This window comes from bacterium (assembly GCA_029210965.1).
Taxonomy (GTDB): Bacteria; BMS3Abin14; BMS3Abin14; order BMS3Abin14; family BMS3Abin14; genus JALHUC01.
Window position 1 is genome coordinate 1 of the sequence record JARGFZ010000040.1, and the last position, 23,220, is coordinate 23,220.

The window sequence follows — 23,220 nt, forward strand, 5'->3', positions numbered from 1 at the left end:
GTGGGTCGCCTGGCTCAAACGAGGCGTCACCGCGTGAAGACCCGACGTGTACATGTGACCGACACCCAGGCTCTTCGAACCTACGTGACAGTCCACGCAGTTCAGGTCGGCCGTGTCGGCCCAGTCGCCGGCGGAAACAGCAACCACGTCGTGGCAGCTGTTGGCGCAGCCGCCCGTACCGCTGTCGTAAACGCTCACCTGGCTGGCCATGGTGGCGGTGTCGTTGATATGGGTCGCCGCGGAGGCACCGCTGTGACAGCTGGCGCAGCCCGAAACGTAGGCCGTGTTGGACACATGGACCGTGTGGCGCGCGCCTTCGCTGCCCGTCTTGCCAAAGTCGTTGGGGTAAAGGTGGCACGTGACACAGTCATCCAGCGAATCGCCCCAGGCATAGGAGGCCTCAGCCGGCGCGCCTCCCTTGCCGTCCTCGTGGCACCCGTTGGTCTGGCAGCCGCCAAAACTCGTGTCGCCGACAGCAACTCCGCCCTGGTAGCCAAGACCGATGCCCGACATGGTCACCGAAGCGTCCATGTGGCCGGCTGACGTCGAACCGGTGTGGCAATCCACGCAGTCGATGGTGATCCCGAACAGGGTATCGGCGCCAAGGTGCTCATCATGCGATTCGCTGTTGTGAGAGGCCGTCGCGTCGTGACACTCCGTACAGCTGTTCACACCACCGATACTCACGCCCCAGCTGTAGGCTGTAGCGGCAACCTGATCCTTGCCGTTGTTGTGGCACTGGTTGATACCGCACGTACCGGCGTCGGAACCGTCACCCACGACCGTGCCCGCCGTGTAGCCGGACGCCTCGCCGGTCAAGGTCACACCGCCGCCGATGTGGCTGTTGACCGTCTCCGAAGCATGGCACGCGTAACAGTCGAAGGAACCGGTACTCGTCGTCACGTGAGGTGTGTGGCTGCCGGTGATCGGCTCGGACAGGTGACACGTCGAGCAGTTCGAAAGCACCGAACCCCATATATAAGGATAAACCTCGGCCTGCTGACCCTTGCCGTCATTGTGGCACGCGTTGGTCTGGCACGTCCCGAAGACCGTGTCACCCACCGCGACACCGCCCGTGTAACTGGCCGCCTCACCGGCCATGTTCACCGAACGGTTCAGGTGCGTCCCGTCTGACGCCGGCGTGTGGCAGCTGCCGCAATCCACCGTGTCGATGCCGAACACCGTCGACGCGCCAAGGTGCTCATCATGCGATTCGCTGTTGTGAGAGGCCGTCGCGCTGTGACACTCCGTACAGTTGGGGATCACATCGCCCCAGATGTAGGACGCTATCGGAGGACCGTCCTTACCGTCGTTGTGACAATCGTTGGTCAGGCACGATCCGTAGTTCGTATCCCCTACGGCAACACCACCGTTGTAGCTGGCCGCGATGGACGCCATCGTCACCTGGGTATCGATGTGGGTGCCTGCCGTCTCACTGCCATGACAGTCGCCGCATGCCGCCGAACGGCCGAAGCTGCCCGCCGCGTTCAAGTGCCCATCGTGGGACAAGGTCGCCATGTTCGACTCGTGGCACGTGGCGCAGTTCGTGTAGCCCGTGCCCCAGGTGTAGGCGCTTGCAACCGGGGCCGCGTTGTTGCCGGCGTTGTGGCACGGGTTGGTCCCGCACGAACCGGCCGCACCCGTGGCCCAGTCACCCGTGTAGCTCACACCGCCCCAGTTCCCGGCGTGATCGAACTCCGTGGTCCACGAACCGTAGATGTGATCAGAAGCAGGTGCCGTAGTGCCCCACACGACACCGTCCACGTGGCAGGTGTCGCAGCCGATCAAAACACCGAACAGGGTCGTCGCGCCGACGTGGGCGCTGTGAGGGGCATCGACCGTCACGTCGGTGTGGCACATCACGCACGCCGAAGAAACCGTGTCGTTCCAGTCGTAGGACGGCGAGGTGCTCCGGTTGTTGTGGCAGTCCACCGTCGCGCAGCTGCCGTCAGTGGAGTTGAAGACCGCGTTGATATCCGATGTCGCGAAGTCCGCCGCGTAGCTCTGCCAGATGGGGTGGATGTAACCGTCCACGTTGGCTGTGCCGTTGTTGTGCAGACGCGCACCGCTGTTGAAGTCCGCCCCGGACGGGTCCTCGTGACAGTAGGCGCACACCACCCGCTGCTCGGTATCGCTCGTCGTCGTCGTCGAGTAGCCCTGGCGCGCCGCGATCCGCGTGAAGTGCACCTGGTGCTCACCCGGCTCGTCGTTGGCCGGATCGGCCGTTGACCCGTCCGGCCAGTAGTTGCCGTTAACGGCGCTGCCGTGGCAGTCGGTACAGCTCGCCGACGGGCCGGCAACCAGGGTGATGGCCCAGGCGCTGTCTGAAAGCGCGTAGGGGGACACGCTCCCGTGGCACACGCCCCCGTCGCACGACCACGTCGTCTGGTTGTAATCCACTGAAGGCTCGCTGTTCATGGTCAGCTGATCGTCGCCGTGCTGGTTCCCGCCGCCCCAGCCGATGGGCAGGGTGTAGGCGGAATCGTCGTACACGTGACAGATGGAACAGTTGCCGTGGTTCGTCGTGTCGGTCATCGCCGCCACGTTGTGGCTCGGCGTCGGGAAGGTAAAGCTGTCGGCGAAGGTCCCGTGACAGTTGGCGCACTCTGTCCCGTCGCTGGCTGTCACCGTTGTGGTCCACCTGCGAGCCCAGCTCCCCTGCTCACCCGCCCCGTCGTGACAACCTGCTGCGCCGGCCTCGTTCACACCGCCAGTGTTCATGCATGAACCTGGGGAACCGTCGCCGTAATCATCGAACAGTCCGCGGCTTTCCGTATTGACCGCTGTGTCAGCCTGCCAGGTGCCGTTGATATGGGAGAGTGCTGCAACGATATCCTCGTGGCAGGTATCGCAGGCCGTCAGGGAATCGTCGTGGGTCGCCTGGCTCAAACGAGGCGTCACCGCGTGAAGACCCGACGTGTACATGTGACCGACACCCAGGCTCTTCGTCGCCACGTGGCAATCTGTACAGTTGAGGGCATCGGCGGTCAAGGTCGTCCATAGTCCGGGCAGGTTGGCCAGGTGGCATGTGTTGCCACAGGAACCATCTGCCGGCCAGGTGCTGATCTCTGCTCCCAGATCCGGGGAGGTGATGGCGTTATTGAGCGTACTGTGACCAGACCAGTTGTCGTTGTGGCAATCCACACAGTCGTTCACTCCGGAATCCACATAAGCGGTATTATTCTTGTGAACTACATGCTGTCCCGAAGTGGGCGGCCACCCGCGATCCAGTGTCTTGGTCCCCGCTGTATCGTGACAGTCTGTACATGCCAGGTCCGTGGTATCAGCCCAGTCCCCGGAGGAGGCAACGTTCACCAGGTGACAGTTGTTGGTACAGCCGGGATCAGCAAAAGTACTTATGGAAGCCGAGGTATTTACAACAACATCAATGTGAGTGGCAGCGGTCTCGGATGTATGGCAATCGCCGCAGCTGCCTGACACGTAGGTGCCGTTGGCGACGTGGACCGAGTGTCGCGCCCCCTGGTTACCTGTCTCGGCAACGGTGTTGGGGTAGTTGTGGCACAAGGTGCAGTCGGCGTAGGCAGTGCCCCAGGTGTAGGATCCCCCGGCGCTGTAAGGCGCGCTCACACCGTCACCCAGGTTGTGGCACTCGTTGGTGCCGCAGGAGCCGAAAGTGCTGTCGTATACGCCGCTGTAGGTAAAGGTCACCGATCCGAGGACGGCAAAGGTGCCGTTGATGTGACCAGGGGAAGGCTCCGTGGTGTTCCAAACCGGCGGTCCCTGATGGCAGTCGGCGCAGCCGACGGTGCGGCCGAATGTGCCAGCAGCGCTGGTGTGGGAAACGTGAGTAAGGCCGGTGTTGTCGCCGGCAGCCGTTACATCAGAGTGGCACACGGCGCACTGGTCCGTGACAGCGGCGTCCCAGGGCGGGGATGTCTTGTTGTCGTGGCACGCTGCCGATGCGCAAGTGCCCCAGATCGCATCTTTATAGGGCAGGGGCGCGGCCTGGCTGTACGTTACCGCCCCTGAGCCGAAGCTGTTTTCGAAGCTCGGGGAGTTATTCCACTGCAGGTTGACTTCGCCGTCGCCATGTCCGTATTCGGTCCCGTTGTCCGGGTGGCACTCGGTGCAGCCGTATCCCCTGCCAGTGACGTGGGTGTCGTGGCGATTGGTATAGCTTGAAACAGGGTGGCAGGTGGCGCAGTCAGCAGCCGGTGGTGTGATCCAGTCGGCCGGGGTAACTGTCTGGTTGTGGCAGGCCAGGTTGGAGCAGGTCATATCCGTGTAACTGTAGGCCCCGCTGGCAAGGTCAGAGGTTGCAGTGGCGGCAGCGACGTCGTGGCGCAGGAAATCACCCGCGAAGTTAAGATCAACCCGCTGGTCCGAACCGGTGTCATCGGAGTGTCCTACCGTTCCTGGTGAGGGGTGGCAGTAGGCGCAGATAGTGATCTGCTCGCTGGGTACAAACCCGGTGAGGGTGGTTCCGAAGCCCAGGTACTGGCCGATAGTCAGGATATGGTTGTCGTGGGCTCCTATCTGGTCGTCGGCGTAGGACACCCAGTTGGTGTTGTTGCCGCTGTTATTATCGGGCCACAGCCGGTCGGCGGACTCGTCTCCGTGACAGTAGGAACAGTTGACCCCTGGTCCCAGGAGCGGGCTCTCTGCAAAGGCCGAAGATACACCCATGACACGGGTATTGTCATGACACGGCTGGCTGCAGCTGCCGGCGGTCGTGTCGTAAGCAAGGTCCACATTGGCGTTGTACTGAAGGTCACCGGACTCGTGATGGGTCCCCCACTGGTAGGTGGTGTCCGCGTAAGCGTAGACGTGGCAGTACCGGCAGTCGTTGTGGGCCCCGTTATTGATGTTGGCTCTGTCGTGGTCCACCGTGATCCCGTCCCGCCAACTGTTCAACTGTCCGTGGCAGACGTCACACCTGGGCGAGGTGAGGCTGGTGGCCAGAGAGTCAGCCGAGCGGTTCCACATCCGGTACCACCGGTTGTTGTCTGCGTGGCACACCGCCGCGCAGGTGTCGTCGGTAGTGTCAGCCAGGGCGTTTAAGCTCACCGCCACACCCACAGAGGTGAAGCTGTATAGGACCGTATCGGGCGTGTTCAGGGCGCCGTTGTAATGCCCGCTGGTGGGCGGTTCGTTGTGACAGTTGGCGCAGCTATAGGCCCCGGCTCCGAAGCTGTCGTCGTGGGCCTCCACAGTGTTGGCGTAAGACGATGTATGCAGGCCGCTGTCCGGATCGCCGGCATTGGGACCTCCTGCCGTGTGGCAGTCGGTGCAGTTGGCCGAGGTGTTCCAGGCCGGAGTCTGCTTGCCGTTGTGACAGCCCAGTTCACCCGGTGTAGAGCAGGTCAGTGTGGAACCGTTCCACGCCAGGCCAGACTGGATGCTGATAACCTTGGTGTCAACGTGACTGCTGACGTTGTAATCGTTCAGGTACTCCCCATCCAGGTCCACCGGGTGACAGCTGCCGCAATCGGCTCCGGGGCCGGTGGGCACGCTGGCAAGGTGAGCCGAGTGAGCGTTAGTGGAAGGCGGGTAATCGTGACAGGAACCGCAAGCTGCGCTGGCAGGACTGCCCCAGGTCGGAGTAGCGTTGTTGCCGCCGAGGGGATTAATCGGAAGGGTAAAGTTACCGTGACAGTAAAGGTTGGCGCACTGCCCGGCACCGCCGGCGGCATAGGTACCTGCCGAAGCGTTGAAACTGTTGAAATCAACGTTGTTCAATAAATTAGCATGCACCGTTTGGTCGTTGACCTCAGCCAGGTCGTTGTCGTTATCGTCAACCGCGGAATGGCAAAGTCCGCAGTCGAAACCGTACTGGCCTGAAGCGGTGCCCACATGTGTAAGATGGCTGCCCTGGGCTATGACCCCCTGAAGCGGATCCTTGGCCAGGTGACAGGTACCGCAATCGCCCGTTGCGGGATCGCCCCAGTCAGGGGTCGTGTCTATACCCAGGGCCGCGGCATCAAGGGCAACTCCGTGGCAGGCCACATCGAGACATGTACCGGGGGTATCCCCGACCTGTCTGGTACCTCCCCGGGTGGTGGCGTTATAGGCTGCAGTGCCTCCAAAAGTGGCGGCGATGGCAACGTCGGTATAGGTGTCGATATGGGTCGGTGAAGGGTCGTCTTGACCGGAGACCATATCCTGCACATCCGGGTGACAATCGGTACAGGTGAAAACGTAGTTGTTCCCCGTGCCCCCAACGTGCTTCGTGTGGCTTCCGGTGCCCTGGGAACTGGTCACACTGTGGCACTTTCCACAGGTCCCGGTACTGCTGTCTCCCCAGTTCGGATTATTACTGTAAACGTTGGCAGAACCACCGGTGACCGACAGCTCTCCGTGGCAATACAGGTTGGAGCAGGTACCCGCGTTGGGCGCCCCCTTGGTGTAGTTCCACAGGCTTGTCCCGTCGAAATCGCTCAGGGTCAGGTTCACGTCCACGGCGTTGGATATGTTAACGGACCCGACGGAGGCATATGTAGTGGTGTCGATCACCCCCGCAATATCCTTATGGGAGTTGTTCAGGTGACAGTTGTCGCATGAGTTTGTCCCGTACTTGTCCAGGTGAAGGGTGTGCTGGCCGCTTTCAGGGGGGTAACTGTGGCACTGGTCGCAGGTGGCTACAAAACCGTTTTCGTGAACGTGGCACTCCCTGCAGTCCGTTTCCCTGCGCTCGCCGTGCTGGCCGCTGGCCTCACCGCCGAAGTTGTTCTTGGTGGGAGCGCCATCGGTGCCCGGGTCGTAGTGGCAGGTGGCACAGACGTCGGTGGTACCGGCAGAAGTTGCCGGTGAGCTGGTTTCGGCAGGGTCGTTCACACTGGAAATATCATCAAAGGAGTTCGTTCCCGTAACGTCCAGGAACACGACGCCGTGGGTCTGATCAGGGCTTGTGGCTGTGTTGGAAACGTTCCCCTTGATCATGTAGATATTGGAGGGATCACTGTGGGCATCGTGGCAATTGTCGCATCCCAGGGAGAAGGGCCCTTCCCGGTAAGAACCGGTGGCGACCCACATGTTGTTGTGGGTAATAACAGCCTGTCCCGGAGATCCGTCGTGGCAAGCAGTGCACCACGTATTGACATCGGAGGTTGAAGTCGAACCGACCGCTGTGCCGTCGATGCTGTCCAGGGGTCTGGGCAGGTTGCCAATCGATCCAGGCAAGCCGTCCACGTGGGGTTTATTCCAGTCGTGGCAGTCCACACAATCGAGCGCCGGCGCGTTCCCGCTCCAGGGGAGACCCAGAACGTTGCCGTGGCCGCGGTCCACAAAACCGGTGGCCGCATCGTGGGCCGTGATGCCGCCGATGATGGCAGCGCCGTCGGCATCAGCCTCGTGGCATGACTCGCAGGTCACGCCGGAGTTGTAGTTGCCGTAAACGGCGGAGGTCCAGCTGTTTTTGGCGATGGCCGCGTCGGTGACTCCGCCGTGGCAGTCCCGGCACACGGTGGTGGTGCTCTTGACAGCCGTGTCGGCGAAATCCACCTTGCCATCGGCGTGCTGGGGGTCGATATCGGAGGTGTGGCAATCAGAGCATGTAATTCCCGGTCCGTTTGGATACGTGACCGAATCGATATGAACCGCGTGGGACCCTGATATGAGTGAGGTCCCGATATCGTGACAGTCACCACAGGCAACGGACCCGCCCCATACAGCTGAGGAATACCCGACGGTGCCGCTGTATGCCTCCCTGGAACCGGCTCCGTTGGAGTGGCATGCCACCTGGCACGATTTGGCCGAATCGCTGTAAGACCCGGAGGCCGTGGTCCCGTCAAACAGAACATCGATGCTGCCGTCCACATGACGCACCTGGTTGAATATGGTGTACCCGTCTGAAGCGTCTGTGTCCCTGATAGTGTCGTAGTGGCACACCGAACAGTTGTACCTGCCGTGCTTCGTTGTATCGAGGTGGCTGTTGGCTTTGGTAACGGTCAGGGCGCTTCCTGTTGTGTAGGTCGAAGCGGCCGTTCCACCGTTGGCGTAATCGGGCGCGCCGAAAAAAGTGTCACCGGAATTATCGGAACGGATGTAACCGTGACACCCCTCACAATCAAGTGTCGTGGACAGGTTGTCGTCCCAGGCCTGTTCGGCAACGACGGCCTCATTGTATCGGTTGGCCCCCTGCCCGTCTCCATGGCAATAAAGGTTCAGGCACACATTGGGAAACGAGGCCGAGATGGAGTAGGAGGGGCTGTACTTGTTGGGACCTTCGGCCAGAACGTTAGGGTTACCCGGTTGACCGGCCGAGTCGAAAATAACGTTACGGAAGGTCTCAGGGTTGATTGTATTGGTGTTGTGATAGTTGGAATTGGTCTCCCGTAGATGGCACATGGCACAGTCAAAATCGTATCCGGCTGGAACAGGAGCGGCGTGGATCGCATGGGGAGTCTTGTCTTCCGCCTTGAAATGGGTGGTGGCTGAGTAGCTTCTGGTGTCGGCAAAAGCGTACCCGGCGGGGCCGCCGCCGTAGTTGGCCACAGGCGGCTGGCCGTGACAGGTGGTGCAGGAATCGGAGGCCCGGAAAGAGCCGCCCGTGTCGTTGTGTATATGGCAGGTTTCGCAGCCGCTGGTAATACCCGTACCGCCCGTGTGTTTGGGACCGCCCAAAGTGGTGTTCATCAGATTGGAAATGGGGCCGGGTCCGCCGATGACGCTATGACAGTCCTCGTTATCGCAGACAGCGTTACTGTAAACACCATCCTGCCAGTAGGTGGTTGAATCGTAATAAGCGCCTGTTGTTTCAAAGTAGAGGCTGCCCACGGGAGCGGAGACCGGAGCTGCGCGACGAACCATGGCGATGTTGGCCTCGACGCCGTAACCGTGAGGGTCGTGGCAATCCAGGCAGCCCACATTCACCGTGTCGGTGGAGTGGGCTGCTTTCTCCCCGTGGCAGTTGGAGCTGACGCAGTTGGAGAGGACCGACTTGGCCGGCTGGGAGATGTCGGAATCGTTGGTGTCCTCCACAAAGTTCAACCTTGTGCCTGTGGCTGAACCGTCGGGGTTGAAGTGGGGTGTGGCCGAATTGTGGCAGTCGGTACAGGTCACGCTGTTGGTGGCCTGGAACTTCCCGTGGCCGGCCGAATAGTAGTCGCTGCCGGCGCGGTTGGCCGGCGGATCATCGAAGACATGGCAGATGCCGCAATCATCCTGGGACACAGGATCACCAGCAGGGTTCTTGTCGATTGTGAGGAGGTCGACGTTGTCGCTGGCGTTGTGAGGAGAATGGCAGCCGGTGAGGGAGCCTTCGTCGAGACAACCGGCCACCGTGGCAGCAACACTGTTTCCAAACTCCAGGGAAAGTTCACTGGAAATAGTACCGTGGGCCACTTTACCTGACGGATATCCTTCCGTCTGAGCGATATCGTGGCACCTCTCGACGCAAAAGGTGTTTCCTCCTGAATTGTCAGGTGTCAGGGGCGTCGCCCCAATGGAGGGATAAGTGTCCGCAACATCCAGAGCTCCCGTACCCTGGGTCCACCCCCAGGCGCCGGCATCCACTCCGTGGATATTGGGATTGAGGGCGTTCCCCCCTCCACTCACGTAAGTAGTTGTGGCTGTCGTGTGGCAATCGAGGCATTTGAGATCCATTTCAATGCTGCCCGTGCTCGAGGTGAGGTAGTTGACAGGGTGCCTGGAAATGGAGAGACTCGAAAAGTGGTTCTTGATCCCCACCATGTTGGTGCGGATCGAATCGCTGTCGTGGCAGTATACACAGGGGACCGGCTCACCCGGGTTCCATGGGTCGTCGGGATTGCCCTGGATCTCAACGATACGCAGGTCTTTTTTCAGCAGCCTTGTGTTGGCAACGACTGAATCAACATTCCCGCCCACCGAATGACAGTCGCTGCATCCGGATTCGATCAGTTTGTGAGCAGCGAAGGAAGGGACAGGGAAAGCAAGACACACCACGGCAAAAGCAAGGCAGATCAACCCTGCCCAACTCGGCCATTTTAACTGTAATCCACGGAACCCTGACAAAATTGTTAAAGCTCCCTTCACAAAACAACCTTAATCTCTAAAACCTTAAACCTGTCGGTGTAAACAACCGACACTCAACTCCCCTGATATCTTTACAACAGTCTGCCTAAAAGATTTACACGGTTAAACAAAACAACCAGCTGCTACAACAATCACTTAATTAGTGGCACGCCATGCAGATCTCGTCATCCTCATACTGCAAACGGTTCATCCTGTTGGCTGGAATACCTGTCAGTGTGTTCGCTGAACCGCAGTCCTCACCAGAGACAAACAGGTCCGTTCCATGGGGGTTGTGGCACGTAACACAGGTGATCAGATCGGCAGCCGCATTATTGAAACTGTCCCCCACCTGCTTCGTTAGAGGGTCGTCCAATGGCAGGAACGGCTCATCATCGTTGGTGCCATTAGTGCAGGTGGTCCCGGCCCCCCAGTATCCCCAGTGATCCACGTAGCGATCGATGTGCAGCCCCACCAGGTCCGTCCGCCCGGCAGGATCGTAGGCCGGCGTGCTGGTGGACGAACCGGTCTCCAGCAGGATCTCGGCCGTTGCAACGGAACTCATATCCACCCTGGTGGGGTTTGTTATGGGCCAATGGTCGCTGGGGTGCTTGGTGGCAGCAAGGAAACCGGGTGTACTGCCAGACAATACTTTGGGATGACAATCAGTCTGGGTGCAAAGGTTCGTCAAGGGGCCTTCGACGGCCCGGGCATTCGGCAGGTTATTGTTCAATGCATTATCGGAAACCCGGTAGGGGTTAGTATTTTGCACCGGGAAGTGTTCCTGGGATTCGTCGTGACAAGCCACACAGCCGAGAGGAACCTGAGAACCCGGAGCGGAATCATGGAACCATGGGTGAGCCAGATCATTTGTCGTACCGATCCTGGTGTCACCGTGCCCACCCTGGCTGAAACCGCTGATGGGCCCTCTGTAGTTGGCCGCGGCGTTGGTGGCCTGGTAAAGGGTTCCGGAGGTGGCGGGAAGCTGGAAGGATGACGGCACCATGTTGTGGCAGAAGAAACAGACGTGGTTGTAGGTGGTGGAGTCGGCCGCGTCAAACCAGGACAAGGTTCCGTCACCGTCAGATGAACCCACCTCGTTCCCGTGGCAGCGGACCTGGCATGTCACGTTGGTCTGATAATCGGTTACGATGGACAGTCCCCCCGTACCCCACGTTGAACCGTACCAGGAGGGCTTTGTCGTTCCATAGCCGGCATTGCCAAGCAGCGTGATATTGGCAGACAGAACTGTTTCCCCGCCTTCAGCATGACCAAAGTTGTCACTCTGTTCAGCCCCCAAACCGTGACAGACGTCACAGGAGATCTCAAGACCGCCTGCCGCCTGGGTCAGGGCGTGCTTTCCATGGGCCCCCGTGGTGGGCGGATAATTGTGGCAGGCGCCGCAGTTGGCGCTCTTGACGTTGTTGTGGATATGGCAGCTGGCGCAGGCGGGCTGGTTGTCATCCTTGGCGTGGTAAACCAGGTTCGGCGGCGGGAAGGCGGTGGATCCCCCGGGTGTAGACGCCGTGCGGATCTGGATCCCGTAAATAGTGGTTCTGCTGGTCCAGTCCACTACGAGGGGAGCGATCCCTCCCGTGGGTCCCGGGTTCTGGCTCTCGTCCCAGTCGCCGGTCCCGTGGCAATACTGGCACATCCTTCTCCCGTCACCAACTCCGCCGGCACCGTTCCGGGTAAACTCACTGGCTTCGATCTTGGCGCTGAAATAGGATTCGGAGGACCGGTTCACCACGACTCCTTCACCGGTATATATGTCCCTTCTGAAAAACACCTCATCCGGGGGAGAACTGCTTAAGGTGGATTCCTTGATATGAGGATCGTGGCAAAGCTCGCAGGGCAGTTTGTCCCCGACACTTATTTTATAGAGAAGGTTACCGTCCGGATCCCGTGCCTCGTAATTATCATTAACTGAACTGCCGTCATTGTTCATGGAGGACTGGACGTAGTGGCCGCCGGCAACATTGTCCGGATCATCGGGGCTGGTAATGATTGAATTCATACTCGGAGCCTGGGTGCCGGCATCCGGCTGCTCACCTGTGGGCAGTTCGTAGTATCCTACGTTGCCGCCAGCCACATCCCGGTCACGGCCAAAAGCTATATCCTGGGGGTCGGGGTTGAAATGACTATCATCAGGACCGTCCCTTCGCGCATCCCCGCCGTGACAGTCATAGCAAAAAACGGTGTTGCCAACCAGATAGTTTGGTCCGCCCACAGGGTCAGAATCGGTTGCAAGATCTCTCTTCTGGTAGTATTGCGCCAGATCGTTTGTCAGATCCCTTTTCCAGAGAACATAGCCTGTAAAGTAGTGACCTGACGAACTTCCGGCATAGGAGGCGGTTGTTTCGTCCGGATAGTGCAGATCGTGGCAAGAAGAACACACTCCGTCGGATCCGATGGGGGCAGATGAAAAGTCGTGGAGGGAAATCTCAACGTCACTTACATCTTTCGCGAAAGTAGCCCAGGAAGGGGGGGCTCCGCTATGGCAATCAAGGCAAAGATCCGATGCGTTAACTGCGTCAGGGGCTAGATCACGCCCCCAAAGCCTCAACTCGAAGGCCTGATGGGGAACGTGGCATTCAAGACAGACACCTGAGATCCCGGAAGCAATATAGGCGGGGTCAGAGGACATATCGTGAGGACCGCCCGTCAACGGAAGAGAATACACCGAGGAAGGGCTGCCAAATAAAACCAGGGTTAACATAATAAGAAGAACACACGGGATCGAGATGCATCTGCACCCGACTTTTATGCCAGCCAAACCCGCCAGGACAGAAGCCGGACGAGGGCGAACTTGACCATCTCCAGCCAGCATGTATGGTTTCAGGCCAGGCACAATATCTGTTGCTCCCTTCACCCTAAACGTTCCATTGAAAGCTGTCTTTCGTAACAAATTGGACCTTGAACGCAGTTCCACATAAGTCCGGTGGATAATCCGAGTATGTTTATCACGACCCCTTGCTCCACAGCAACGAGGAAAATCCAAATTACCCTAATTAATCACGCTATCCAGAGCTGGATATTTCTCCAGTTTTCCTTCAAGGATGCTGGCCATAAGTTCCTGCTGCGAGACCCCTCTAAGCAGGTAGTCCGCTATAACGCTGTAGGCCATCTGCCGATCCAGGAATTTGATCTTGTTCTCAACCAGCTTCAGTGTGAAGACCCTGGCCTCCAGAAGAGCTTTGACCCTGTCGTCGATCACTCTGGTAAGCCTTTCGGGGCTGACCTTTTTCGCAATTCCTTCCCTGATCTTGTTGGTCAGATCATCAAGATCGATCCCGGCTTTGGACAGATCCGCTGCCAGCTTGAGATATTCCCAGGGGCAGCCGGAAGGATATCCCGCCTCCACGAGCCTGGCAATAGAACCCCTGACAGCGGCTACCTGATCATCGGGGATGTTCAGGGTACTGTAATAATCACTGCACTCACGAGCTGTCTGAGCACCGTAGGCCTCAGTGAGGATCTCATCCACCTGGCTCCAGCTGCCAAAAGCGCTTGTGGAAAAGAGGAGGAGGACACCGGCCACAAGGCTCATGGGCACAATGCCCCGGCGATAGCCAGAGTCATACCCAGAGCAATATAAAGACACCGGAGCGATCCTCTTTCTCCTGCCCAGGATCATGTGCAATCGTCCTGGCACTTTTCGCTAACGACAAGAACCGAGTTATAACCGCCGAATCCATCAGGAACCAGGGTTGAGGATTTGGGATTGGCCACCCACCTCTCACCGTCCACCAGCAGGTTGTAATGGTAAACCCCGGGATCCAGGGCCATGGAAAACTCCCAGATACCCCTGTCGCTGCTCTGGGCAAAGGTAATTTCACGCTGGCCCCATTCGTTGAAATCGCCAATAAGGGCCACCGAGGATGCTTCCGGTGAGAAAAAGATGATCTGCACCTGCTGGAATCTGACAGCCGCCTGCTGCGGGTCCACAAGCATATCTCGTGCGAGAAAACCGATCCCGACAGCGAGGACAAGAGAGGCTGCTGCCACCACGGGATGCAGAAATTTCCATGAAAGCAGGCCTGAACCCGGTCTGGAGGGCAGGTTAGCCATGATCTTCTGGGTCAAATGTGGAGGAGGCGTTACCTCCCACTCCGATGCACCGTCAAGCAGGATCTCCAGCGCCTGGAACTGGGCCACAACTTCCTGGCAAGAGGTACACCTGCTCAGGTGATCCTCAAAAAGCGCCCGCTCTGAATGAGATAGATCCCCTGAAAGATAAGGATCCACAAATTTCTCGATCTTTCTGCAGTTCATGATCCTCTTCTCCTCCCCACCTGCCTGTGCGAGGCTACTGAACAATAAAACTTTTTTATCCCTGAATCCTGCTAATTTATACGGATAACGGGAATTTTAGTTACAAACCTGGGGACCCCTCAAAACTATAAATTCCCATGTGATTTCCGGGCTGAAACTCTGGACTGCTTTAACACCCTGTTGCTCGTCACTCCTAACCCAGTCTGCCCTCGAATGCTTTGATCGCGGGACCCGGAATCCAATCGCCCGACCCGTCACTCCGGGCCGACCAATAGTCCCCTTCCTTCTTCTTCCTCCCCCTATTGAGGGGGGAGGATTGAGGTGGGGGTGAAAGAGAAGGACCCGGAGTCCAGTCGCATTTATAATTAAAGTGCCACCCGTCTTCGCTTTCAGCTTCGCCACGGCAGGCTGGATTCCGGACATCACGCCCACGGCGTGATGTCCGGAATGACACCAACACCAACCTGCGGTAGAGGTTCCAGGTTTCGGGTTTCGGGTTTCGGGTTTCGGGTTTCGGGTTTCGGGTTTCGGGTTTCGGGTTTAAGGTTTTCCCTCGAGTCTCCGAGTCCCCGCGTCGAACGGTTTTCATCAAACATATTCACACCTCCAGCACCGCACCCACACCGGCAAAGAAAAAACTGTCCCCAAGCGCCCCCCTGAGCCTGGCTGAACCCGCAAGTCCGGTGCAGTGGCTCGCTCCCACCTTCTCTATACCCATTTCAGCCATCACTGCGATGGTCCTGGTCATCTGCTCCTCACCGGAAAGACCCAGATGAGTGCCTCCAACAACAGCTTTGACCGGCATATCAGGTTTCAGGTCCCGAACGTGATTCAGAATATTCACAAGGCCTGAGTGGGCACACCCCAGCACAACCACCAACCCCTCTTGCCCCTCAACTATAAGGGACAGGTCGTCGGACAGGGGATCCCTGCAGCAGGTACCATCCTCGCAGCCCAGCAGGAGAGTTGTGTCCCCCGTCTCGAAATCAGTTTTGCGGGGAACAACTCCGGAAGTAGTGATTCCGTCTGCAACCTTCTGAGGTTCATCACTTAACTTGAATCGCGCTCCCAATCCCTCGAGGTGCGAGCGTGTAAACGGCATTCCTATGGGCTTGGGGGGACCATCGGTCACCTCGCGGAAGCGAGGGTCGAATATCCCGGGGTGGGCATAGATATCCCTTTCCGGCCCCACACGCAGCAGTTCTGCCAACCCCCCTGTGTGGTCGTTGTGCCCATGGCTGAGAACTACTTTTCTTATGGCGCCCAGGTCAACCTCAAGGATCCTCGCATTGTGCACAAGAGCGTAACCCTGCCCTGTGTCGAAGAGAACCTTTTCGTCCTCCCTTTCCACAAGAGCTGAGAACCCGTGCTCTCCGATGAGCCCACCGGGCTTTATGACCGAATTTTCTGAAAGTATTGTGATCCTGGCCTTCATGATCTCCTCCACACTTGACATCTTCCCCATGAATGCTATTAGTATATTAGGGATTGTTAAAAACAATCCCCCTTCTTGAATTTTCGCAAATTGGAGTATACCTTAAACTTGAAGAAATTTTCACGAGGATAGAGGTTATTATCATGACAATTGAAACCATTTTGAAGAGCTATAAGACCATCGCGGTGGTGGGTCTTTCGGCAGATCCAGGGAGGGCAAGCAACAGGGTAGCCTCCTATTTGCAGTCAGTCGGCTACAGGATCGTCCCGGTGAGACCTGACGGGGACGAGATACTGGGGGAAAAGGTTTATCATTCCCTTGGTGAAATCCCCTTCTCTGTTGAAATTGTGGATGTTTTCCGCAGGTCGGAGACAGTAGTACCTGTTGCCAAAGAAGCGGTGCGGATCGGGGCAAAAGTGTTCTGGCTTCAGGAAGGCATCACCAACGAGGAGGCAGAGACACTGTGCCGGGAAGCCGGCCTTGAGGTTGTTTCTGACCGCTGCATGCTGAAGGAACACCGGAAGGTGGTGGGATCGTGAACGGTCTGGGAATTTTGATATTCATAGCTGTCCTTATTTACATATTGAGATCCGGTGGAGGGACGTGAGGCTCCTGTTAACCTCCGTGAGAGGTTAACAGGAGTGCAAAGTGCAGGGTGTAGAGTGCAAAGGGTAGAGTGCAGAGGGAATTTCACCACGGAGATGCGAGTAGACCGCTGGACGCGGAGACGGGGAGACTCGGTGACACGGGGGTAAGGCGCAGTTACTATAAGGGCGATGTTTTTTACCAGTCACAGAGATCACAGAGAAGGGCTAACAAGCTTTTATTCCAAATTCCTATTGGATATTCTCGCTTCCAGTCTTTTTGAGATCTGAGATATGAGATATGAGATTTATTAAGATTATGTACTTTCCTATTCACCATTCACGATTCACTGTTCACTGATGGAAGGGTTATCAATATCATGACCGACAGCATCCGTGACATGGTTATCATCGGGGGCGGACCTGCGGGCCTGACGGCCGGGATATACGCATCACGCGCTCTCATGAATGTGGTCCTCCTTGAAAAAAGCGCTTATGGTGGACAAATGCTGACCACCGCTCACCTGGAGAATTACCCGGGCTTTCCGGACGGGATAGGGGGTTTCGAACTGGCCGACCTCATGCACAAACAGGCCGAGACCTTCGAACTGCCCATAGAATACCGTTCAGTGGACAAGATCAGAAAAGAGGGAGAGCTGTTCATTCTGGATTCAGGATCGGAGGAGATCCGGACAAAATCAGTGGTCCTTGCCACGGGAGCCACTCCAAACAAGATGGGCGTGCCTGGCGAAGAACGGTTGACGGGCAGGGGTGTCTCCTACTGTGCTACCTGCGATGGCGCCTTGTACCGTGAGCGCACTGTAGCAGTTATCGGTGGCGGCGACTCGGCTGTGGAGGAGGCCCTATTCCTCACGCGTTTTGCCAGCCGTGTGCATATCGTCCACCGCCGGGACCAGCTCCGGGCCGTGCCTCTGACATCCAAACGGGCCCTTGAAAACGAAAAGATCACCATGGAGTGGAACACTGTCCTGACCGAGGTACTGGGAGAGGACGAGGTGAAGGAACTCCTGTTAAAGGATGTCAAAACGGGAGAGACGCGGAGTATTGAAGCGGACGGCGTGTTCATCTACGTGGGGATAACCCCCAACACCGATTTCGTCTCGGAGTTGGCCCAACTGGATTCCAACGGTTATATTGTCACCGACAAAAACATGCAAAGTTCGGTGCCTGGACTATATGCGGCGGGTGACGTGAGGTCAGGCTCCATCAGGCAGGTATCAAGCGCTGTGGGCGATGGAGCGACTGCGTCCTTTTATGCTTATAAATATCTGGAAGAATAAAATCGGTGTCTAGCCCGCATTATTCATGATGGTGATGAGATGTGAGTTAACTGTGTGGCAAATATGGATAAATGGGAATGGCACGATAAACATCATGAATTATGCGGGGTTGTCCGGACATAGTCACGAGAGGAGTTTTTCGTTCCGGCAAGGCGACTGTCCAGGGAGCGCGGAGGCATACTTTAGTATTCCGCACAAGCGAACGACACAGCAACGCAGCCAGAACGGAAAAGAACCTCGTGAATAATCCGGGCTAGGTATATAGGAATCCGGATAATAAATAAAACAAGTAAATACTTGGACACGTAGATACTTAGACACTTAGAAGCAACATTTATATTGGATCCTGGATCATTTTGGAGAGGAAAAACCGTTATGCCCATATACGAGTTCAAGTGCAAAAAGTGCAGCCATCAGTTCGAGACCCTGACAAGCAGTACTGAAGATGGATCAGGGCTTAAATGCCCCGAGTGTGGAGAACCGAAACCGGAAAAGCTCATGTCCATGTTTTCCTCTTCAGGGACCCGGTCCAAGGCCTCCGGTGGAGGAGGATGCGGTCATTCCCACAGCGGCGGCTTTACGTGAGGATAGTTTTTTCCGCAGTTTGCGGGAAAAGTTATCCGAATGACAGGGTCGCAAAAAGTCCGTTACCGGTTTTTTGCTCATCGGAAAGTGAAAAGCGCGGTTTTCCCTTTCCTCCTTTGAAAAACAGGGGAAAAATGTAAAACCGTCATTCGGGAATTATCGCCAATTGCGGGATTGTCCGGAATCCAGCCATTCTTGCCGCGGCGTAGTTCGAAGAACGAAGACGGGTCATTCCGGAAACCAACGCAAGGGGCGGGGTTGTCCGGAATCCAGTCGCACCATGTCATTGCGAGGCCCGTGTATTGACATGGCCGAAGCAATCCCGGTTTCTATTAAAGCGATGTTTTTTTACCACTGAGTTATTGAGGACACAGAGAAAGTCTGAATTCTGGGAAGGCGCGGTTCCTGTAAAAGCGTCTAAAGGCTGCCTCTCGCGGAGACGCGGAGCCGCAGAGAAAACCGGAATCTCAGGAAGGCGCGGTCCCTGTGAAGGCGGTGTTTCCACCACGGAGGTCACCCTTCGACAAGCTCAGGGCAGGCGGAGGACACAGAGAAAGGCGGAGAAAAAGTCGAACGTGGGGGAAAGAGCGGTTCAGGCACTTAGATACTTAGACACGTAGATACTTGGACACATAAGTCTTCCGGAATCCAGCCTGGATTGCCTGCCTGCCCCGAGCCCAGTCGAGGGGTCATCGCGAGCCGCCCCAAAGCGACTTGTCCGCCATCTTGTCCTCCATAGCTCGTTCTCTCCCCTAATCTGGGTGTTCCAAACGAGCGACGGTGGAAGCTGGTCGAGAGGCGTTAGCGACGGTGGAAGGCGGCTCACTGGTAGGCCGCACGTCCCGCGGAGTTACGCTGTTAGATCTACCCCTTCTTTGATTATTGGTTTAACCGCGGCCCTCTGCGTTACAGCTCTTCCCCCTCGCCCATGCGCCCATGCTCCTTCACCCCTTCGTCCGCTCTTCTCTCCGTGTCCCCGCGTCCCCGTGTCTCCGCGTCCCCGCGGCCCCGCGTCATATGTCGCACTGTACAGAATTAATATGTGCGACCACTACAGCACTTCCACCTGCTTCTCAGGTTCGATGGGGCTGGTGCGCATGGCGAAGGAGTACAGGAACGGGTAGTTGTCGTGAAGGTGTCTCATGTACATGAGCCATTCCCTGAAAAGGTGCCCATAGGATCTTGAAATATCACCCTTCAGGTGTTCAAAATCCGATTCGGGAACCGTGGAAAGGTCTGTCCTCGCGTCCAGTTCTTCCGTCAGATGGAAGATCGCCCAAAGCAGATTCGTAAAATTCTCATTTTCCAGAAGGCTTGGATTCTCCAGAAGTCGAACCATGAAATCCCGTCGGGCGGTAAGCATCTGTCTTAGATCATCGAGGGCTGGCCTGTCGACATTGATCCGGAATGGATAATCGTCGATCTTTTTAAACAAAGACAACACTTCCTTGACATTAAGGTCTCCAGCCGACTCGAAGGTTTCTCTTAAAATCATGCCCTGGGGATCACTGATGTAAAGGGAACGAAGCAGATCCGTACCAAGCTCGCTGAAGAAGACACCGATCACCATGTTCATCTTCTGTAACCTGGCCCCCTTGCTCATGATGACCATGAGCTCGGCAATGATAAGAGTCACCACAAGACCTTGTATCGGTACAAAGGCCAGGCTGGCCAGCCATCCCTTTTTAATGAAGTGCAGATCACCAAAGACCAGGTAATGCAGACTGTAGATGACCATGGAAGTGGTAAGAAGACCGAGGGCAAGCAGAACGGTCCATTTTATGCGCTGCATATGCTTATTACCTCCCTTTCAAAATTCTTTTTCCTAATCGTGACAATTTGCTCTGGGCAGATTCATGATCTCGTACCCCAACCGTGGGATCTACCATGAATCTCTTCAAGCAGAGGACCTTTAAACAGGACAAGACGGATGAGTCGCACCGTGGAGCCCTGATAGGTTTCCCAGAATTTATGGACAGCCTCAAGGTAGGCGTCTGCGCAAATATCGTGGGGAACGGAGAAGATGCCGAAACTGACTCCCGGGAAGGACAGCGATCCCCACTTCATCTCGTGGGCCTTTACAAAGGAAGAGTACAGGGCTCCTACCAGCTTGGCGTGTTCACCACCCTCCCCCATCTGGGGACCGACTGTGTGAATGACACCCTTGAAGGGAAGATGGCCGGCTGTGGTGACGACCGCACCGCCCACCGGCACCTCTCCCTGCTGGCGAACGATCCTGTGACCCTCCTCCGCCAAAGTAAAACCAGCTGCCTTCCCTATTGCATGAGCACTCCCGCGCCGTGGGCGAGATGGGAGTTGGCAGCGTTAACAATGGCGTCCGTTTTTTCTGCAAACAGGTCGCCTTTTACAAACTCGAATGCCCGCCCCTGCTGAAAATCCACATGCCGTATAACCTCGTTGTCCCCGGACTTCATCTCCATCAAATCGGGTTCAATCTGATGTCATTTCAGATAACCCGATATTGCGTAAAATGTCCAGCCGATCCGGGGTTTTTCACAGATGGAAGAAATGATACTTTCATTTGTGCGTTTTACCGCTTCCCTGACCTGTGAACCCGCCAAAGGAGTTTAACATGGATAGCGCAACTGTTGATCCCGCTAACAGCAGAGTCCTTGAAATCATAAAGAAACGTTACAGCTGCCGACGCTATCGATCGGACCAGGTGGATGATCCACGGCTGGATGTGATGAAAGAAGCAGTGCGCTGGGCTCCGTCAGCATGCAACAGGCAGCCTTATACATTTCATTTCGTTGCCGATGAAAATACCATCAAGGAAATAGCCCGGTCTGTCCCCCTCGGACCGGCGTCTGTGAACGAGTGGATCAAATCAGCACCTCTCATCGTTGCGGCCGTGGGACAACCGGAGCTTTTGTGGCACAAGATGACCCAGGTCATCGACACTGATTACCACCGTACGGATGCCATCATTGCCATGGATCACATCTCCCTGGTGGCAACGGAACTGGGTCTTGGCACCTGCTGGGTCGGGTGGTTCCACAGGAAAAAAGTCGGGAAGATTCTCAAGATCAAAAGCGGTGAGGAGGTTGTGATCCTGATGACGGTGGGTTTCCCGGAGAAGGAACCCTCTTCCAGGAGGGAACGCAAGGAGATTGCTGAACTTGTAGTGCAAAGGTGAGTGGAGGGGAATCAGTGCGGAGGGCGTGGTGCGAAGGGTGAGAAATCCAGGAGCCAGGAGAAAAACCTGTATCAAAGAGTATCTGCGTATCTTAAGTATCAAGGTGTCGAGGTGGAAATCTGTAACTCAAAACCCAGACCTTAGGTCGGCATCATTGCAAGGTCGCCCCACATTCCGAAGCAAGCTATTAATTCAAAAGCTTTAACGCTGAGGGCCGCAGATAGCGCCAATTAACAGGCGCCATCACAGAGAACCGCTGTTAACCCCTGAGTCCGGTTTAATATTTAACCGCGAAACTCTGCGGTGCAGCCTATAAGTGGCTGCCCTGCGAAACCCTGCGTTAAGGCTTTGATCGTTTTTGTAAGAGTCAGTTTGTCACTCCGGGCCGAGCCGAAGGAGAAAACCCGAAATCCGATCGCTTCAGCCGTCACTCCGGGCCGACCAATAGTCTCCTTCCTTCTTCTTCCTCCCCCTATTGAGGGGGGAGGATTGAGGTGGGGGTGAAAGAGAAGGACCGTGAGTCCAGTCGAATCTCTTATCAAGATGCCACCCGTCTTCGCTTTCAGCTTCCGTCTTCGCTCATAGCTACGACATTATAAGTCGCCGCGGCAGGCTGGATTCCGGCTCCTCGTTTTTCTCGGTCCGGAATGACGAGCACAAGCGAGAGTGGCTTGCTTTCTCCCCGCGTCACCGAGTCCGAAGCCTGTCACGCCAAAGGCGTGATGTCTCCGTCACGTTTTGATCACCCTCATCCCGTCTCCAGGAATATCCTCTTCAAGACCTTCTCATACCGTTCGGAGAACTGCGCTTTATCCCCATCGTTCATCTCGGATATTCTGAGGATAATATACCTTTTGGCACCTGCGCGGACATCGGGGTGAAGGACTGTACTCGAGGTCACATCAATGAGGTCCTTCATGAGTAGTGTGGGAAGAAGGGAATGAACCATCCTCGGGAGTGCATAGGGATTAAATGCCAGTGACTTTTTCACCCTGTACCTTGCAGACCATCTGGGATGAGCGCCTATCTCCTCAAGAGCCTCGGCGCTGGTGGGCCTCAAAGAGGCCATTTTGATGACCATACCTTCCACCGTTCTGGGATTATTCAGAAGGTTGTGGATCACGGAGGGGTCCTGTTCCAGCATCAGGCTTTCAAGGGCCCCCAGGTCCGATTTCCTGGCCAGGGATTTTCGCACTCCAAGGGGAAGATAGTCCTGGGCGGGGTTGCGGTTCTCGAGCTCTTCCGTATGATAGATCCGCCTCTGAGGTTTGATGTCGGTGAGGATCGCGACGACCTCATCGAACTGATATCTACGGCTTCGCTGCAGAATGTCGCTCATAAAGTCGTTGCCAGCATGGATGGCGATGGACCTGACATCGCCCAGATGCTGAAGATATTGGGTGTAGCCGCGCTTCCGTCTGCTGGCTCCCATGATAAGTTCACGGAGCAGGATCGGAGACAGGTCCACTCCCAGGGATAGTAGTTCGATGCTCAGGAGATAGAGGATCATGGAATGGTTGTGAGCGCCTTCAGATCCACGAACCAGAAAGTCCGCTCTCAGGGAAATCTTGCGGTTAAGGATCGCTCTAAGTATTCTAAATAGCCTTTCCATGACACCTCTCGTATGGGGGAGCCTAACAGGGAATTTTCAGCATTGCAACGCTGCGGGGAGAGAACTGTAATCAGGTGTCCAGGTGTCCAGGTATCTAAGTAAATCCCAGGCACCAGGGACTATGAACTGCCTTTTTCGGGAATCCAGCAATGGCTTGTATTAAAAACGATAAAAGCTTTCACGCAGAGGGCCGCAGAGGTAATAACAAATAACCATCGCAGAGTTACGCTGTTAACACCTAACACTGAGTGAACTACCACGGGCTTACGCCCGTGGCACCCTTAAAGGCCAAGCTTCGCTTGCCCGCTGTCTTCTTCACC

At 56.5% G+C, this 23,220-nt stretch carries 13 protein-coding genes; 4 read left to right on the forward strand and 9 right to left on the reverse strand.

The features are described 5' to 3' along the window. The 5 genes from P1S59_11990 to P1S59_12010 all read right to left on the reverse strand — a co-directional run. A partial coding sequence (locus P1S59_11990; GenBank protein ID MDF1526972.1) for a CxxxxCH/CxxCH domain-containing protein occupies nucleotides 1-9,906 on the reverse strand: 9,906 nt, incomplete at its 3' end. Between the two features lie 208 nt (nucleotides 9,907-10,114). Further along, nucleotides 10,115-12,598, reverse strand: a complete 2,484-nt coding sequence (locus P1S59_11995; GenBank protein MDF1526973.1) for a hypothetical protein — start codon at nucleotides 12,596-12,598, stop codon at nucleotides 10,115-10,117. A 360-nt stretch (nucleotides 12,599-12,958) separates the two neighbouring features. Beyond that, a complete protein-coding gene (locus P1S59_12000) occupies nucleotides 12,959-13,588 on the reverse strand; it encodes a hypothetical protein (protein ID MDF1526974.1) in 630 nt (209 codons plus the stop codon). Next, nucleotides 13,585-14,226, reverse strand: coding sequence for a zf-HC2 domain-containing protein (locus P1S59_12005; protein ID MDF1526975.1), 642 nt, complete (start codon nucleotides 14,224-14,226; stop codon nucleotides 13,585-13,587). Before P1S59_12005 ends, P1S59_12000 begins: the two co-directional genes overlap by 4 nt. A 598-nt stretch (nucleotides 14,227-14,824) precedes the next feature. Continuing rightward, a complete protein-coding gene (locus tag P1S59_12010) occupies nucleotides 14,825-15,661 on the reverse strand; it encodes an MBL fold metallo-hydrolase (GenBank protein ID MDF1526976.1) in 837 nt (278 codons plus the stop codon). 143 nt (nucleotides 15,662-15,804) lie between these two features. Here P1S59_12010 and P1S59_12015 point away from each other — a divergent pair, with 143 nt between their 5' ends. The 3 genes from P1S59_12015 (at nucleotide 15,805) to P1S59_12025 (ending at nucleotide 18,131) form a co-directional block, all read left to right on the forward strand. Then, complete coding sequence (locus P1S59_12015) at nucleotides 15,805-16,200, forward strand: CoA-binding protein (GenBank protein ID MDF1526977.1); 396 nt, start codon at nucleotides 15,805-15,807, stop codon at nucleotides 16,198-16,200. Nucleotides 16,201-16,625: 425 nt separating this feature from the next. Continuing rightward, nucleotides 16,626-17,546: a thioredoxin-disulfide reductase gene (trxB, locus tag P1S59_12020; GenBank protein MDF1526978.1), complete on the forward strand. Its 921-nt coding sequence runs from the start codon at nucleotides 16,626-16,628 to the stop codon at nucleotides 17,544-17,546. 375 nt (nucleotides 17,547-17,921) lie between these two features. After that, the gene (locus P1S59_12025) at nucleotides 17,922-18,131 is read left to right on the forward strand and encodes a zinc ribbon domain-containing protein (protein MDF1526979.1); all 210 of its coding nucleotides are present in this window, start codon (nucleotides 17,922-17,924) and stop codon (nucleotides 18,129-18,131) included. A 1,051-nt stretch (nucleotides 18,132-19,182) separates the two neighbouring features. On the opposite strand, the gene P1S59_12030 is transcribed toward P1S59_12025, so the two are convergent. The 3 genes from P1S59_12030 to P1S59_12040 all read right to left on the reverse strand — a co-directional run bounded on the left by P1S59_12030 (nucleotide 19,183) and on the right by P1S59_12040 (nucleotide 20,572). Beyond that, a complete protein-coding gene (locus P1S59_12030) occupies nucleotides 19,183-19,923 on the reverse strand; it encodes a hypothetical protein (GenBank protein MDF1526980.1) in 741 nt (246 codons plus the stop codon). Nucleotides 19,924-19,985: 62 nt separating this feature from the next. Then, nucleotides 19,986-20,387: a macro domain-containing protein gene (locus P1S59_12035; GenBank protein ID MDF1526981.1), complete on the reverse strand. Its 402-nt coding sequence runs from the start codon at nucleotides 20,385-20,387 to the stop codon at nucleotides 19,986-19,988. Nucleotides 20,388-20,407: 20 nt separating this feature from the next. After that, a complete protein-coding gene (locus P1S59_12040) occupies nucleotides 20,408-20,572 on the reverse strand; it encodes a hypothetical protein (GenBank protein MDF1526982.1) in 165 nt (54 codons plus the stop codon). Nucleotides 20,573-20,724: 152 nt separating this feature from the next. On the opposite strand from P1S59_12040, the gene P1S59_12045 reads away from it, so the two are divergent. Further along, a complete protein-coding gene (locus P1S59_12045) occupies nucleotides 20,725-21,288 on the forward strand; it encodes a nitroreductase family protein (protein ID MDF1526983.1) in 564 nt (187 codons plus the stop codon). A gap of 748 nt (nucleotides 21,289-22,036) precedes the next feature. Here P1S59_12045 and P1S59_12050 read toward each other — a convergent pair. Continuing rightward, the gene (locus P1S59_12050) at nucleotides 22,037-22,900 is read right to left on the reverse strand and encodes a hypothetical protein (GenBank protein MDF1526984.1); all 864 of its coding nucleotides are present in this window, start codon (nucleotides 22,898-22,900) and stop codon (nucleotides 22,037-22,039) included. Nucleotides 22,901-23,220: the final 320 nt, after the last annotated feature.